Below are 14,757 nucleotides of genomic sequence, written 5' to 3'. Positions count from 1 at the left end.
CACCCGTCCAAAATTCTCCAATGATTTCAATCCCATTCTACTGTGCATGGGGTTGTTTTCGCGTTTTTTGGTTCGTAGGCCCGCATGACCGCCCAGCCGCTGCTCGACGTCCAGGACCTCACCGTCGAATTCTCCACCCGCCGCGGCATCGTCAAAGCCGTGCAGCACGTCAACATCTCCGTCGCCAAGGGCGAGACGCTTGCCATCGTCGGCGAGTCCGGCTCGGGCAAGTCGGTGACGTCGTACGCGGTGATGCGCATCCTCGACCGCGCGGGGCGGATCGCCGAGGGCTCGGTGATGTTCTCCGGCATCGACGTGAAGGCCGCCACCGAGGACCAGATGCGCGATCTGCGCGGCCGCGAAGTCTCGATGATCTTTCAGAATCCGCGCGCCGCGCTCAACCCGATCCGGAAAGTCGGCGACCAGATCGAGGACGTGCTGCGCACCCACGTGCAGCAGGCCCAGGTCAAGGATCACGGCGAGAAGGCGATCGAGGCGCTGGAGCAGGTCAAGATCGCCCGCCCGCGCGAGCGCTACCACGCCTATCCGTTCGAGCTCTCGGGCGGCATGTGCCAGCGCGTCGTCATCGCGCTCGCGCTCGCCTGCAATCCGCAGCTGCTGATCGCGGACGAGCCGACCACCGGCCTTGACGTGACCACGCAGAAGGCGGTGATGGACCTGATCGTGGAGCTGACCAAGCGCCGCGCGATGTCGACCATCCTGATCACCCACGATCTCGGCTTGGCAGCCGCCTATTGCGACCGCGTCGTGGTGATGGAGAAGGGCCGCGTGGTCGAAACCGCGAAAGCCGCCGACATCTTCGCCAACCCGCAGCACCCCTACACCAAGAAGCTGATGCGCGCGACGCCGCGGCTTGGTGTGAGCCTGCGGGATCTGCTGCCGGAGGAGGAGACTCTTGCCTCTCCCCGCGTGCGGGGAGAGGCCGACGCGCGGAGCGCGGCGGGTGAGGGGGGCTCTCCCAGCACCGTGCTCGCGGAGAGTCCCCCTCACCCCGACCCTCTCAGCGCGAGCGAAGCTCGTCGCGACCCCGCAAGCGGGGAGAGGGAGAAGACGCCGCTCCTCCTCATCGAAAAGCTCGTCAAGGAATACCCGCGCCAGGGTGCCACCGCGACGCTCGGAAAACTGTTCGGCCGCAAGCCGCCGCTGGAGCCGGACGTGTTCCGCGCCGTCGACGGCATCAGCTTTTCGATCGGCCATGGCGAAAGCGTCGGCCTCGTCGGCGAGTCCGGCTGCGGCAAATCGACCACGTCGATGATGGTGATGCGCCTCCTCGACCAGACCTCCGGCCTGATCCAGTTCGACGGCGAGGACATCGGCGGCATCGCGCCGGCCTCGTTCGCCCGGCTGCCGCAGCGCAGCCGCATCCAGATGGTGTTCCAGGATCCGACCGACAGCCTCAACCCGCGCTTCACCGCCGCGCGCGCCATCGCCGACCCGATCATGCAATTGGGAGATATCAGGGGGCGCGACGCGCTTCGCGCCCGCTGCGAGGAGCTGGCCACCATGGTCGGCCTGCCGCACAACCTGCTGGATCGTTTCCCGCATCAATTGTCCGGCGGCCAGAAGGCCCGTGTCGGCATCGCCCGCGCCATCGCGCTGCATCCCAAGCTGGTCATCCTGGACGAGCCGACGGCGGCGCTGGACGTCTCGGTGCAGGCTGTCGTTCTGAACCTGCTGCAGGACCTCAAGGCGCGGCTAGGTATGAGCTATCTGTTCGTCTCGCATGATTTGAATGTGGTGCGCTTGCTGTGCGATCGTGTCATTGTGATGCGGACGGGTCGAATCGTCGAAGAGGGCTCTTCCGAGCAGGTCTTGAGCGATCCGCAGGACGACTACACCAAGGAGCTGCTGACGGCGATCCCGCATCCGCCGTTGCAGGTCCACTGAGCATGATCCGGAAAAGTGTGACGCGGTTTTCCGAAAAGATCATGCTCAAATGACAACCTAGAGAGCTAGTTTGGGAGCGTGATGGCCGAGCCGCTGGACGATTATATCGACGCCGTATCGAAAGCGCTGGCGCTGCCGGTCGAGGAGGCCTGGAGGCCCGCGGTGCGCGCCAATCTCGAAGTCTCGCTGCGCCTCGCTCGCCTGGTCGACGAATTCGCGCTGCCGGACGAGACCGAGCCGGCGCCGATTTTCACCGCTTGATGCTGCCATGACCAGCAAGCCAGAGATGACGGCCTCGGACATCGCGAGTGCGGTTGCGGGCCGCCGGATGTCCGCGCTCGATGCCACGGAAGCGGCACTTTCGCGCATCAAGCAGCATGACGGCATCCTCAATTCCTTCACCGACGTCACCGCCGATCGCGCCCGCGCCAAAGCGCGCGCCGTCGACGCCGATATCGCCGCCGGCAAGGAAGTCGGCCCGCTCGCCGGCGTTCCCTTCGCGGTGAAGAACCTGTTTGACGTCGCCGGGCTTCCGACGCGCGCCGGCTCGAAGATCAACCGCGATCGCGCGCCCGCAGCGCGCGATGCGACGCTGATCGAGCGGATGGAAGCCGCCGGCGCCGTGCTGGTCGGCGCGCTCAACATGGGCGAATACGCCTATGATTTTACGGGCGAGAACGTCCATGACGGTCCCTCGCGCAATCCGCATGACACCACGCGGATGACGGGCGGCTCCTCGGGCGGCTCCGGCAGCGCGGTCGGCGGCGCGCTGGTGCCGATCGCGCTCGGCTCGGACACCAATGGCTCGATCCGCGTGCCGTCCTCGTTTTGCGGCATTTTTGGTTTGAAGCCGACCTATGGCCGGCTGTCGCGCGCGCGCTCGTTCCCGTTCGTCGCGAGCCTCGATCATCTCGGCCCGTTCGCGCGCTCCGTCACCGATCTCGCGCTTGCCTATGACGTGATGCAGGGCCCTGACGCGGAGGACAGCGCCTGCACGACGCGCGGGCTGGAGCCGACGCTGCCGCTGATCGCCAATCCCGTCTCGGATCTGCGCATCGCCATCGCCGGCGGGTATTTCCAGAAGAACGTGTTTCCGGAAGCGGTCGAGGCCGTCAGCCGCGTCGCCAAGGCGCTTGGCGCAACGAAGGTGATCGACGTTCCCGAAGCCGCGCGCGCCCGCGCGGCCGCCTATGTCATCACCACCACCGAGGGCGCTTCGTTGCATCTCGATCGCCTGCGCAAGCGGCCGAACGATTTCGATCCAGCCGTGCGCGACCGGCTGATCGCAGGCGCGATGGTGCCGGCGCCGATGGTCGATCGGGCGCAAAAATTTCGGCGCTGGTATCGCGCGCAGCTCGCCGAGATCTTCAAGACCGTCGACGTGCTGCTCGCGCCGGCAACGCCCTGCACCGCGCCAAAGCTCGGCCAGGTGAATTTCAACCTCGACGGCGTCGAGCTGCCGGTGCGCGCCAATATCGGCGTCCACACCCAGCCGATCTCCTTCATCGGCCTGCCGGTGGTGGCCGTCCCGGTGCCGCTCGAGCCGCTGCCGATCGGCGTGCAGATCATCGCTGCGCCCTGGCGCGAGGACATCGCGCTCCGCGTCGCCTACGCTTTGGAAAAGATGGGCGTCGCGGCAGCGCCCGCGCCGAGAGGACTCTGACATGGAGATCGATCTCCCCGAGGTGATCGCGGAAGTCAAAGCCGCATTCGATCGTTATGAGCAGGCCCTCGTCAGTAACGATGTCGCCGTGCTCGGCGAACTCTTCCGCAACGATCCCCGCACGCTGCGCTACGGCATCGGTGAGAACCTCTACGGCTACGAGGCGATCAACGGCTTCCGCGCCGCGCGCTCGCCGGTCGGCCTGAACCGCCGCACCGCCAAGACGGTGATCAGCAGCTATGGCCGCGACACCGCGGTGGCCTCCACCCTGTTCTACCGCGATACGGCGCCCGGCAAGGTCGGCCGGCAGATGCAGACCTGGATTCGCTTTCCCGAGGGCTGGCGCGTCGTCGCCGCCCATGTCAGCATGATCGACGAGCCGAAAGAGACCTGACCGCATGACGCTCGACGATCTTCCGCAGGGAGCACTGCCGGCCGAGCCGGTGGTGCCCCGCGTCGACCGTGCCTCGCCATCGGTGCAGAAGGTCACGCGCGCCGAGGAGCTGCGCCTGCAACTCGCCGACGAGATCGTGCGCGGCGCCCTGGCCCCCGGCTCGCCCCTGGACGAGACCGATATCGCGCGCCGCTTCAGCGTGTCGCGGACGCCGGTGCGTGAGGCGCTGCGTCAGCTCGTGGCCAGCGGCCTCGTCGAAGCGCGTGCTCATCGCGGCGCGGTGGTGGCGCAGCCCTCGATCGAGCGTCTGACGAGCATGTTCGAGGCGATGGCCGAGCTCGAGGCGCTGTGCGCAGGCCTTGCCGCCGAGCGCATGTCCGCCGCCGAGCGCCATGGCCTCGAGGCGATCCACGAAGAGCTGCGCGTGCTGAGCTACACCGGCAATCCCGATCGCTTCCACGTGGTCAACGAGCGCTTCCACAACGCGATCTATGCGGGATCGCAGAACGGCTACATCGCCGAGATCACGCTCGCCACGCGGGTGCGCGTGCAACCGTTCCGTCGCGCCCAGTTCCGCAACCTCGGCCGTCTCGCCAAATCGCAAGCCGAGCACGACCGCGTCGTCGTCGCCATCATGCGCGGCGACAAGCAGGGCGCAGCCGTCGCGATGCGCGCGCATATCGAATTGGTGCGCGGGGAGTACGAGATCTACGCGGTGTCGGTGTAGCGCCGCGCGATCGGTGCCGTAGGGTGGGCAAAGGCGCAAAGCGCCGTGCCCACGGTTTTTCATGAAGGTCGGGATCGTGGGCACGCTTCGCTTTGCCCACCCTACGAGACCTACTTTGTCGCAGCTTCCTTCATATACGCGCGCCATCCCCCATACGCGGTGATATCTCGCGCATCGCTCAGCACCTCCGGCTCGACGAGAAACCCCTTCACGCTGCGGCCGTCGCCCAGGCGCACCGTGCCGATCGCCATCGGCGAAGGAATCGCATTGACGAATTTGCCGAACGCGGACGGCGACAGCGACCAGATCTCCAGCTCGATCGATGCGCCCTTGCCGGCTGCGACGCGCAGCATGCCGGGTTTCGGCGGCGTGGTCTTGAGCGCGTAGAGCTTGTAGTCGGGCGCAGTTCTGGTTGCCTCGATCAGGCGCCCGTTCAGTGCCTTCAATTCGCCGTTGAGCACCATGCCGGACAGATGCGCGCCGACGACCGCGATCGGGATCTCGTCGCCGCTGCTTGGCGGCAGCGGCGACAGCGGAGCTTGCGCCGTGCCCTTCGCGCCGAGACTCAGCTTGGTATCGGCATGGAAGACGCGACCGATGCTCGCGAGCAGCGCATCATGCCCCGCGGGCGCGAGCAGCGTGATGCCGAACGGAATGCCGTCGGCGCGCATCGACGCCGGCAGCGCGAGGCCGCAGAGATCGAGCAGATTGACGAAATTGGTGTAGGTGCCGAGCCGGCTGTTGAGCTCGATCGGATTGGCGAGCACCTGCGCGGTGGTATAGGCGGTCGGCGCGGTCGGCAGCACCAGCGCGTCGATATTGGCAAACGTGCGCTCGGCAATCTTGCGCAGGCCCTGCAGGCGATAGAGCGCCGAGAACGTGTCCGCAGCCGTGAGCCGCGCGCCGGCCGCGGTGATCTCGCGCGTCACCGGATGAATCGAATCGGGCGCGGACGCCAGCAGATCCTTGATCACGAGGTAGCGTTCGGCGACCCAGGGGCCCTCATAGAGCAGCCGCGCCGTCTCGTAGAACGGCTCGAGGTCGAATTCGACCAACGTTGCGCCGAGTGCTGTCCAGCGCTTCAGTGCATCGGCGTAGGCGGCTTCCGCCTTCTTGTCGCCGAAAAAGATCAGCTGTCCGTTGCGCGGCACGCCGAGGCGCAAGCCTGCCGGGAACGGCGTGAGCGCGCCCAGCGGCCGGTCGCGCGAGAACGGATCGGCTTGGTCGGGTCCTGCCATCACGGAGAGCGCCAGTGCGGCATCGTCCACGGTCAGCGCAAACACCGAGATGCAATCGAGCGTGCGGCAGGCCGGCACCAGCCCCGCATTCGAGACCATGCCGAGGCTCGGCTTCAGCCCGACGATGTTGTTGAGCATCGCCGGCACGCGCCCGGAGCCGGCCGTGTCAGTCCCCAGCGACAGCGGCACGAGCCCCGCGCCGACCGCCACCGCGGAGCCCGAACTGGAGCCGCCCGGAATGAGATCCTCGCGGATCGAATTCTTGGGAACGCCGTAGGGCGAGCGCACGCCGACGAGGCCGGTGGCGAACTGGTCGAGATTGGTCTTGCCGATGATGATGGCGCCGGCCGCGCGCAGCCGCGCCACCGCAGTCGAGTCATGCGTCGGCGTCGTGGAGAAGGCCGGGCAGGCCGCCGTGGTCGGAAAGCCCAGCGCGTCGATATTGTCCTTCACCGCAACGGGCACGCCGTAGAGTGGCAGGCTGGCGGTGTCCTTCGTGGCGAGCCTCTCAGCCTCGGCGATCGCATCCTTTTCGTCGCGCAGGCTGATGAAGATGGCGGGATCATTGTGGTCGTGGATGCGCTGATAGGTCCGCGCGACCGTCTCTGCCGGCGTCAGCGTGCCCGCGCGATGCGCGGCCAAAATCGCGGCGATCGTTTCAGGCTGCTCAGCCCCCATTTCAGCCCCCATGGCGACAAAACTCCGGCAACTGCTTCACCCCCGGAGTGAAGCAAGCGATGTGCCATTGTGTACATTATCCGGGCAGGACGGCTGCTGCGGATATGATCCGTGGGATCAGTGGCTTGCGGGATATTTTGGCAGGCGGGCGGGCCGTGCCGTCAGCGCCCTGTGACGGGCATCTGCCCAAATCATGGGCAGTCGAGATCAGGTGAAGCCGGCGAGGATCCGCAGCAGCTGCGCCCGGTTTTCCTTGCCGATCTTCTCTTCGACATGCCGCTCGTGCTCGGCCGCGAGCCGCTTGAATTTCGCCAGCGCCGTCTCGCCCTGGGTCGTGAGATGCAGCGCATGCGAGCGACGGTCCGCCTTCGATTTGACCCGCTTCACGAGCTTGCGCTGTTCGAGGCTGTCGAGCAGGTGCACCAGCCGGGCGCGCTCGATGCCAAGGCGCTTTGCCACCGCCATCTGCGACAGGCCCGGATTGGCGCCGATCACGGTCAGCACCGAATATTGCGTCGGCCGGATGTCGACATCGCCGAGCGTTCTGATGAAGTCCTGAAAGATCCAGATCTGGAAGCGCCGCACCGCATAGCCGGCGTGCCCGACCAGTGCGTCGAGGCCAATATCGTCGGCCATGTCCCGAGGCGCCGCGCCGTTGCCGGCGCGTCTGCGTGCGGAAGTCTGGGCTGAGGTGGCTGTCAAATCGCGTCTCCTGCCGGACTATTCTTGTAACGTCATTATAGCGCGGGCGGAAGATTGTTGTTGACGACAACAATTGTCATGCCCAACATTATGGCCAAAGCAGCCCGGAACGAGGCTGCGGCCGATCCGGGATCCGGGCGGAGGAGGAAATCATGACAACCGCCGCACGCGGCGATGCCGCAAGCCTGTTTGCAACGCCACGGACCGTCGCCGAGCATCGCGCCGACGGCAGCATCGTGCTGCGCTCGCCCGACCCCTTGCGCGACGGCGCGCGCTGCGTCGGCGACTGGCTGGAGCAATGGGCGCGGCAAACGCCGGATGCGACCTTCCTTGCCGAGCGCGGCGACGTCGAGGCGCCATGGACCACCGTCAGCTATGCGCAGGCGCTGCGCCAGGTGCGTGCGGCGGCGTCCTGGATCCTGGCACAGGGTCTGAGCGCCGAACGCCCGCTCGCGATCCTCTCCGACAACAGCATCGACCACGCGCTGCTGGCGCTTGCGGCCCAGCATGTCGGCGTGCCCTCGGCGGCGATTTCGCCGGCCTATTCGTTGATGTCGAAAGATTTCGACAAGCTCAAGAGCATGATCGCACTGCTCGAGCCGGGCGCGATCTATGTCTCCGCCATGAAACCATTTGCGGCAGCGCTGGCGGCGATCAAACCGCTTCACACGGCCCAGATCATCAGCGGCATCGACGGCGATGCCGATGCGTTGGCCTTCGGCGCCATTGCAACAACGCCTGAAACGCCCGACGTCGCAACGGCGTTCGCCGCGGTGACGCCCGACACGATCGCCAAATTCCTGTTCACCTCGGGGTCGACAGGCAGGCCCAAGGCCGTCATCAACACCCAGCGCATGCTGACCTCGAGCCAGCAGGCCAAGGCGCAGACCTGGACATTTCTGGAGCAGGGTGGCCGCGACCTCGTCATTCTCGACTGGTTGCCCTGGAGCCACACCTTCGGCGCCAACCACAATTTCAATCTCGTGCTGCGCAATGGCGGCTCGCTCTATATCGACGGCGGCAAGCCGGCGCCCGGGCTGTTTGCGACGTCGCTCGCCAATCTGAAAAGCGTGATGCCGACGGTCTATTTCAACGTGCCGCGCGGATTCGACATGCTGATCGCGGCGCTGCGCGGCGACGAGGAGCTGCGTCACCGCTTCTTCAGCGAGGTGAAATTCGCCTTCTATGCCGGTGCCGCGTTGCCGCAGAATCTCTGGGATGCGCTCGAAGACCTCTCGATCAGGACCGTCGGCCGCGCGCTGCCGATGGTTTCGGCCTGGGGTTCGACCGAAACGTCGCCGCTTGCGACCGACTGCCATTTCCTCGCCGAACGTTCCGGCAATATCGGTGTCCCCATTCCCGGCACCGAGCTGAAGCTCGTCGCCTCCGGCGACAAGCTGGAGGTGCGGGTACGTGGTCCCAACGTCACGCCGGGCTATTGGAAGGCGCCGGAGCTGACCAGGCAGGCTTTTGATGAAGAGGGCTTTTATCTGATCGGCGATGCCGTGAAGCTTGCCGATCACGCGCGGCCGGAGCGCGGTCTGTTCTTCGACGGCCGCGTCGCCGAGGATTTCAAGCTCAATTCCGGCACCTGGGTCAGCGTCGGCACGCTGCGCGTTGCCGGCATCGCCGCGCTGGCGCCGCTGGCGCAGGATATCGTGGTGTCAGGTCATGGCGGCGACGAAGTGCGCTTCCTGGTGTTCCCCAACGTCGCGGCCTGCCGTGCTCATGCCGGCCTGGGCGAGACGGCTGATGTGCACGAGGTGCTCGCGCATGACAAGGTCAGGAGCGCCATTGCGCAGGGACTGGCGAAACTGAAGCAGGACGGCCCCAATTCCGCCGGCCACGCCACGCGCGCGCTGCTTCTCGCCGAACCGCCGTCGGTCGATGGCGGCGAGATTACCGACAAGGGCTACATCAACCAGCGCGCCGTGCTGACCCGCCGCGCCGATGCGGTGGCGCGGTTGAACGATGATGCGTCGGGCGAGTGGATCGGGTTGTAAAGGCCGGTAGCGAAGCCACATTCCGCTGTCATTCCGGGGCGCGCCTCTTGGCGCGAGCCCGGAATCCAATTCACCGCAGTGGTGTTGCACGATGGATTCCGGGTTCGCGCTACGCGCGCCCCGGAATGACGAGCCGATAGGCCAATCCCGCTGCCGCAATATATTGCTGTTTCTTTTGTTGCCTAAGCAACTAATCTGTGCGAACCGTTCCAGACCAGGACGACGGCGGGGAAACCGCCGGGTCCGATCTCGGAGGAAACGATGCTCGGCAGGAAGGGTGCCGCGGGCAAGCGCGGGCGCATGCCTGGAGGTGGCGACAGGGCGCGGCCGCGGTGCGGTGCGTCAGGTGTAGCTGCTGTCCGTGACCGCGCCGAGATTTTCGTGCAGCCGGCGGAGCAGGCCGATCAGCACCTCGCGCTCGTCCTTGCTCAGGCAGGACAACAGCCGCCGCTCGCGTTCGAGCGCTGCGGCGATCACCTTGTCGTGGGTGCTGCGGCCCTTCGCCGTCAGCGAAATCGAATGGGTGCGGCCGTCATGGGGATCGGTGCGGATCGAGATCAGCCCGCGCTTCTCGAGGCCCGCCAGCGTCCGGCTCACCGGCCCCTTGTCGAAGCCGATGACGTGACAGATGCGCGAGGCCGGAATGCCGGGCTCGATCGCCAGCAGCGACATGATCCGCCATTCCGTGACGTTGACGCCGAACTCCCGCTGATAGAACGCGGTCGCGCTGTTCGAGAGCTTGTTGGCGATGAAGGTGACGAAGGCCGGGACGTAACGCTCGAGATCGAGCGTCGGTCCCGCCTCTGCGGGCGCAGGCTTGTGGCGGGGTCTGGTCGAAGGCGCAGGCATGTCGGCGTTCTGTCTCGCGGTGAGGCCACCGACCTAAAGGCATGCGCCGCGCTTTCACAAGATCAAAATGAGAGAGGTCTCCCATGACCGCATCCGGCACCCCTGCATCGACAGGCTCTGCGGCCGTCCCGCATCTCGACGTCGATCCCTTCGACATGAATTTTTTCGCGGACCCGTATCCGACACACCAGCGGCTGCGAGAGGCAGGGCCGGTGGTCTATCTCGACAAATGGAACGTCTATGGCGTGGCGCGCTATGCCGAGGTCCATGCGGTGCTGAACGATCCCGCGACGTTCTGCTCCAGCCGCGGCGTCGGCCTGTCCGACTTCAAGAGGGAGACACCGTGGCGGCCGCCCAGCCTGATCCTCGAGGCCGATCCGCCCGCGCACACCCGCACCCGCGCCGTGCTGTCGAAGGTGCTGTCGCCGACCGTGATGAAGCAGGTGCGCGACCGCTTTGCCGGCGCTGCGGAGGAGCGGGTGGATGCGCTGCTGGACAAGCGCAGCTTCGACGCGATCACCGATCTCGCCGAGGCCTATCCGCTCTCGATCTTTCCGGATGCGCTGGGCCTGAAGGCGGAGGGACGCGAGCATCTGATTCCCTATGCCAGCGTCGTGTTCAACGCGTTCGGTCCGCCCAATGAGCTGCGCCAGCAGGCGATCGCGCGCTCGGCGCCGCACCAGGCCTATGTCGCCGAGCAATGCCAGCGCGACAACCTCGCGCCCGGTGGCTTTGGCGCCTGTATCCACGCCCGGGTCGACGACGGCGAGATCACCGCGACCGAGGCGCCGCTGCTGGTGCGTTCGCTGCTGTCGGCCGGTCTCGACACCACCGTCAACGGCATCGGCGCGGCGGTCTATTGCCTTGCGCGCTTCCCCGACCAGTGGCAGCGCCTGCGCGCTGATCTGACGCTGGCACGCAACGCCTTCGAGGAGGCCGTGCGGTTCGAAAGCCCGGTGCAGACTTTCTTCCGGACCACCACTCGCGATGTCGAGCTGTCAGGCGCGACGATCGGCGAGGGCGAGAAGGTACTGATGTTCCTCGCCGCCGCCAATCGCGATCCCAGACGCTGGGACGAGCCTGATAGCTACGACATCACGCGCCGCACCTCCGGTCACGTCGGATTCGGCTCGGGCATCCACATGTGCGTCGGCCAGCTCGTCGCCCGCCTCGAAGGCGAGGTGATGCTGACGGCGCTGGCCCGGCGCATCGCGAAGATCGAGATCACGGGCGAGCCGAAGCGTCGCTTCAACAACACGCTGCGCGGGCTCGACAGCCTGCCCGTCACGATCACCCCGGCCTGACCAGGAGCTTTGATGCCCGCCATCACTTTCATCCATCCCGACGGCAAGTCCGAGCGCATCGAGACCGCGGACGGGGAGAGCGCCATGCAGACCGCGACCCGACACGGTCTCGACGGCATTCTGGCCGAATGCGGCGGCAACGCCATGTGCGCGACTTGCCATGTCTATGTCGACGAGGGCTGGCTCGCGCGGCTGCCCGGCATGGCCGACGACGAGGATGCGCTGCTTGACGGCACCGCGAGCGAGCGGCTGCCCAACAGCCGGCTGTCCTGCCAGATCAAGATCACGCCGGAGCTCGACGGGCTCGTCGTGAAGCTGCCGGAGCGGCAGGTCTGAGTCTCGACGCGCCGGCAACGACCGGCGCGGCAAACCATCAAACAGGGGAGGGAACCATGAAACATCTGAAATGGACGCTTGCGTTGGCCGCGAGCCTGGTGGCCGGCGCGGCGAGCGCCGAGATCTCGGACAATGTCGTGCGCGTCGGCGTGCTCAACGACATCTCCGGCATCTTCCAGGACACTAACGGCATGGGCTCGGTGGAAGCCGCGCGCATGGCCGCGGAGGATTTCAACGGCGGCGGCAAGAACATCAAGGTCGAGATCGTCTATACCGACCACCAGAACAAGGCCGATGTCGGCAATGCCATTGCGCGCAAATGGCTCGACGTCGAGGGTGTCGATGCCATCGTCGACGTGCCGAACTCGGCCGTAGGCCTCTCCATCAACACGCTGCTGCGCGACAGCCGCATGACGTTCCTGGCGTCCTCGACCGCAAGCTCCGATCTCACCGGCAAGGCCTGCTCGCCCAACACCATCCAATGGGTCAACGACACCTGGGCCACCGGCAACACCACGGCGGCCGCGATGGTCTCGCGTGGCGGCAAGGACTGGTATTTCCTCACAGTCGATTTCGCGCTCGGCAAGGGCATCGAATCGGAAGCGCAGAAATACATCGAGGCGCATGGCGGCAAGGTGCTTGGCTCCTCCAAGCACCCGCTCGGCACCTCCGACTTTGCCTCCTTCCTGTTGCAGGCGCAGGGCTCGAAGGCTCAGGTGATCGGCCTTGCCAATGCCGGCGGTGACACCATTAACGCGGTGAAGCAGGCCGCCGAGTTCGGCATTCAGCAGAACGGGCAGCGGCTCGTCGCCTTCCTGCTCTTCATCAACGACGTCCACGGCATGGGCATCAAGGTCGCGCAGGGCCTCCAGCTTATGGAAGCCTTCTACTGGGACATGAATGACGACACCCGCGCCTTCGCCAAGCGGTTCGCCGCCCGTCCCGGCATGAACGGCAAGATGCCGAGCGGCAACCAGGCCGGCGTCTATGCCTCGACGCTCGCTTATCTCAATGCGGTCGCCGCGACCGGCAGCGACAACGCCAAGGACGCCGTGCCCGAGATGAAGAAGTTCAGAGGCAAGGACAAATTGTTCGGCGACACCACGATCCGCCAGGACGGCCGCGTCGTGCATCCGATGTACCTGTTCGAGGTGAAGAAGCCGGAGGAGTCGAAATATCCCTACGACTATTACAAGCTGGTCTCGACGATTCCGGCCGACCAGGCGTTCCGCCCGCTGGCGGAAGGCGGGTGTGAATTGGTGAAGTAAGGGAGCGAGCGCCGTCTCTTTCACCCTCCCCTGGAGGGGGAGGGTCGATCGCGCGCAGCGCGAGCGGGGTGGGGTGATCTCTCAACACGGGCAGTGTCTGCGCGGAGAGACTGTCACCCCACCCCGCTACGCATTTCGCTTCGCGGCATGCTTCGCGACCCCTCCCCCTCCAGGGGAGGGTAAGAGGAACGCGCCGCGATAGCCCCTACACCACCTTACTACTCCCCTGCGTGATCAGCCGCGCTGCCCGCTGGTCCCGCGCGTAGATCCAGAGCCAGCTCAGCGCAACACTGAGCCGGTGGCGCAGGCCGATCAGGAAGTAGATGTGGGCGATGCCCCAGATCCACCATGCGATCGCGCCGCGCAGCTTGAAGCGGCCGAAGTCGATCACGGCGAGGCGCTTGCCGATCTGGGCGAGGCTGCCGGCATGCTTGTAGCGGAACGCGCCCTTTGTCTCGCCTCGCAGTCGCGCCTTGATCGTTTCTGCGACGTGACGGCCCTGCTGCTTGGCGGCCGGCGCGATGCCTGGCACCGGCTTGCCGTCCCAGGCGTTGATGCTGACGGTATCGCCGATCGCAAAGATCTCGGGATGGCCTGGTATCGTCAGGTCGTCTTCGACCTGTACGCGCCCGGCGCGATCGGCTGGCGCGTCCAGCCATTCTGCGGCGGGAGAGGCGCGGACGCCGGCGGCCCAGATTCGGGTCTTTGCCTCGAGCAGCTTGCCGCCGAATACCACGCCCTCACGATTGATCTCGGTGACGGCCTGCCCCAGCACGACCTCGACGCCGATCTTCTCCAGCGAGGCCTGCGCATAGGCCGAGAGATCGTCGGCGAAGCCCGCGAGCACGCGCGGCCCCGCCTCGATCAGCACCACGCGCGCCTTGGTCGTGTCGATGTTGCGGAAATCGCCGGGCAAGGTGTGACGCGCCATCTCGGCGATGGTGCCGGCGAGCTCGACCCCGGTGGGGCCGGCGCCGACGATGACGAAGGTCAGCCGCGCCGCGCGCTTCGCCGGATCGGTCTCGCGCTCGGCGCGCTCGAACGCCACCAGGATGTGGCGGCGCAGCGTGGTGCCGTCCTCCAGCGTCTTCAGGCCCGGCGCGAACTGCTCCCATTCGTCGTGGCCGAAATAGGCGTGACGCGCGCCGGTGGCGAGCACCAGCGTGTCGTAGGGCACCTCGCTGCCGTCGTCGATCAGCACACAGCGCCTTGCCGCGTCGACGCCGCTGACGGTCGCGAACAGCGTCGTCACCTCGGGCCTGTCTCGCATCAGGTGGCGGATCGGCCAGGCGATCTCACTGGTGGCGAGCGAGGCGGTTGCGACCTGATAGAGCAGCGGCTGGAACAGATGATGGTTGCGGCGGTCGATCAGCGTGATCTCGACCGGCGCACCCGCAAGCCGGTAGGTCGCCTCCAGCCCGCCGAAGCCGGCGCCGACGATGACGACGCGATGCGGTGTCGTGGTCATGATGTGCCCTCGAATCTCGCTGCTCCACATCCCCATTTAAGTGCGGATCGGACGCTGCGGTCCAATAGCTGTCATCAATCGCCGCATAGGCCGGATGTATCGATCGGGCGCGAAAAAGCGCCGCAGGGTTGATCTAAGTAAGTAGAATTATATTTCTTGCCATCGCCGATTGGGGCGAAATATGGTGCAGGGGCGGGCGCTGAGCCATTGGCGGCGCGA

13 protein-coding genes are annotated in these 14,757 nt (G+C 66.2%); 9 read left to right on the top strand and 4 right to left on the bottom strand.

The window, feature by feature from the left end:
• Window positions 1-84 precede the first annotated feature (84 nt).
• The 5 genes from XH81_RS09385 to XH81_RS09365 all read left to right on the top strand — a co-directional run bounded on the left by XH81_RS09385 (window position 85) and on the right by XH81_RS09365 (window position 4,692).
• Window positions 85-1,908: a dipeptide ABC transporter ATP-binding protein gene (locus tag XH81_RS09385; RefSeq protein WP_028139732.1), complete on the top strand. Its 1,824-nt coding sequence runs from the start codon at window positions 85-87 to the stop codon at window positions 1,906-1,908.
• Between the two features lie 81 nt (window positions 1,909-1,989).
• Entirely contained in the window at window positions 1,990-2,169 is a 180-nt protein-coding gene (locus XH81_RS09380; RefSeq protein WP_018316853.1) for a DUF4089 domain-containing protein, read from the top strand.
• A 7-nt stretch (window positions 2,170-2,176) separates the two neighbouring features.
• Entirely contained in the window at window positions 2,177-3,571 is a 1,395-nt protein-coding gene (locus XH81_RS09375; protein WP_028139733.1) for an AtzE family amidohydrolase, read from the top strand.
• A 1-nt stretch (window position 3,572) separates the two neighbouring features.
• Window positions 3,573-3,965 (top strand): oxalurate catabolism protein HpxZ, encoded by a 393-nt coding sequence (hpxZ, locus tag XH81_RS09370; RefSeq protein WP_028139734.1) that lies wholly within the window; start codon window positions 3,573-3,575, stop codon window positions 3,963-3,965.
• Between the two features lie 4 nt (window positions 3,966-3,969).
• Window positions 3,970-4,692: a GntR family transcriptional regulator gene (locus tag XH81_RS09365; protein WP_028139735.1), complete on the top strand. Its 723-nt coding sequence runs from the start codon at window positions 3,970-3,972 to the stop codon at window positions 4,690-4,692.
• 110 nt (window positions 4,693-4,802) lie between these two features.
• Here XH81_RS09365 and atzF read toward each other — a convergent pair whose 3' ends face one another.
• Both atzF and XH81_RS09355 read right to left on the bottom strand, forming a co-directional pair.
• Window positions 4,803-6,608: an allophanate hydrolase gene (atzF, locus tag XH81_RS09360; RefSeq protein ID WP_028139736.1), complete on the bottom strand. Its 1,806-nt coding sequence runs from the start codon at window positions 6,606-6,608 to the stop codon at window positions 4,803-4,805.
• Window positions 6,609-6,815: 207 nt separating this feature from the next.
• The gene (locus XH81_RS09355; protein ID WP_028139737.1) at window positions 6,816-7,310 is read right to left on the bottom strand and encodes a MarR family winged helix-turn-helix transcriptional regulator; all 495 of its coding nucleotides are present in this window, start codon (window positions 7,308-7,310) and stop codon (window positions 6,816-6,818) included.
• 152 nt (window positions 7,311-7,462) lie between these two features.
• Here XH81_RS09355 and XH81_RS09350 point away from each other — a divergent pair, with 152 nt between their 5' ends.
• Window positions 7,463-9,313, top strand: coding sequence for a feruloyl-CoA synthase (locus XH81_RS09350; protein ID WP_028139738.1), 1,851 nt, complete (start codon window positions 7,463-7,465; stop codon window positions 9,311-9,313).
• 342 nt (window positions 9,314-9,655) lie between these two features.
• Here the strand turns inward: XH81_RS09350 and XH81_RS09345 are convergent, their stop codons facing one another.
• Window positions 9,656-10,162: a MarR family winged helix-turn-helix transcriptional regulator gene (locus XH81_RS09345; protein WP_028139739.1), complete on the bottom strand. Its 507-nt coding sequence runs from the start codon at window positions 10,160-10,162 to the stop codon at window positions 9,656-9,658.
• Window positions 10,163-10,245: 83 nt separating this feature from the next.
• Here XH81_RS09345 and XH81_RS09340 point away from each other — a divergent pair, with 83 nt between their 5' ends.
• The 3 genes from XH81_RS09340 to XH81_RS09330 are packed head-to-tail and all read left to right on the top strand — an operon-like array spanning window position 10,246 to window position 13,070.
• Window positions 10,246-11,466, top strand: coding sequence for a cytochrome P450 (locus tag XH81_RS09340; protein ID WP_028139740.1), 1,221 nt, complete (start codon window positions 10,246-10,248; stop codon window positions 11,464-11,466).
• A 12-nt stretch (window positions 11,467-11,478) separates the two neighbouring features.
• A complete protein-coding gene (locus tag XH81_RS09335; RefSeq protein WP_028139741.1) occupies window positions 11,479-11,802 on the top strand; it encodes a 2Fe-2S iron-sulfur cluster-binding protein in 324 nt (107 codons plus the stop codon).
• A 56-nt stretch (window positions 11,803-11,858) separates the two neighbouring features.
• On the top strand, window positions 11,859-13,070 hold the full coding sequence (locus XH81_RS09330; RefSeq protein ID WP_271596112.1) for an ABC transporter substrate-binding protein: 1,212 nt from the start codon (window positions 11,859-11,861) through the stop codon (window positions 13,068-13,070).
• Between the two features lie 205 nt (window positions 13,071-13,275).
• On the opposite strand, the gene XH81_RS09325 is transcribed toward XH81_RS09330, so the two are convergent.
• Window positions 13,276-14,538: an NAD(P)/FAD-dependent oxidoreductase gene (locus tag XH81_RS09325; protein ID WP_028139743.1), complete on the bottom strand. Its 1,263-nt coding sequence runs from the start codon at window positions 14,536-14,538 to the stop codon at window positions 13,276-13,278.
• Between the last annotated feature and the right edge of the window lie 219 nt (window positions 14,539-14,757).

The sequence above is a fragment of the Bradyrhizobium sp. CCBAU 25360 genome (assembly GCF_028128695.1).
Lineage (GTDB): Bacteria > Pseudomonadota > Alphaproteobacteria > Rhizobiales > Xanthobacteraceae > Bradyrhizobium > Bradyrhizobium ottawaense.
Note: the sequence above shows the minus strand (reverse complement) of the source record. Positions and strands in the feature narration are given on the sequence as shown.

Bases quoted from the DNA above. Each gene is read 5' to 3' on its own strand.
- XH81_RS09365 (WP_028139735.1), top strand. From the start codon at position 3,970: ATGACGCTCGACGATCTTCCGCAGGGAGCACTGCCGGCCGAGCCGGTG.
- XH81_RS09380 (WP_018316853.1), top strand. From the start codon at position 1,990: ATGGCCGAGCCGCTGGACGATTATATCGACGCCGTATCGAAAGCGCTG.
- XH81_RS09350 (WP_028139738.1), top strand. From the start codon at position 7,463: ATGACAACCGCCGCACGCGGCGATGCCGCAAGCCTGTTTGCAACGCCA.
- XH81_RS09385 (WP_028139732.1), top strand. From the start codon at position 85: ATGACCGCCCAGCCGCTGCTCGACGTCCAGGACCTCACCGTCGAATTC.
- XH81_RS09340 (WP_028139740.1), top strand. From the start codon at position 10,246: ATGACCGCATCCGGCACCCCTGCATCGACAGGCTCTGCGGCCGTCCCG.
- XH81_RS09325 (WP_028139743.1), bottom strand. From the start codon at position 14,538: ATGACCACGACACCGCATCGCGTCGTCATCGTCGGCGCCGGCTTCGGC.
- XH81_RS09345 (WP_028139739.1), bottom strand. From the start codon at position 10,162: ATGCCTGCGCCTTCGACCAGACCCCGCCACAAGCCTGCGCCCGCAGAG.
- atzF (WP_028139736.1), bottom strand. From the start codon at position 6,608: ATGGGGGCTGAGCAGCCTGAAACGATCGCCGCGATTTTGGCCGCGCAT.
- XH81_RS09335 (WP_028139741.1), top strand. From the start codon at position 11,479: ATGCCCGCCATCACTTTCATCCATCCCGACGGCAAGTCCGAGCGCATC.
- XH81_RS09330 (WP_271596112.1), top strand. From the start codon at position 11,859: ATGAAACATCTGAAATGGACGCTTGCGTTGGCCGCGAGCCTGGTGGCC.
- XH81_RS09375 (WP_028139733.1), top strand. From the start codon at position 2,177: ATGACCAGCAAGCCAGAGATGACGGCCTCGGACATCGCGAGTGCGGTT.
- hpxZ (WP_028139734.1), top strand. From the start codon at position 3,573: ATGGAGATCGATCTCCCCGAGGTGATCGCGGAAGTCAAAGCCGCATTC.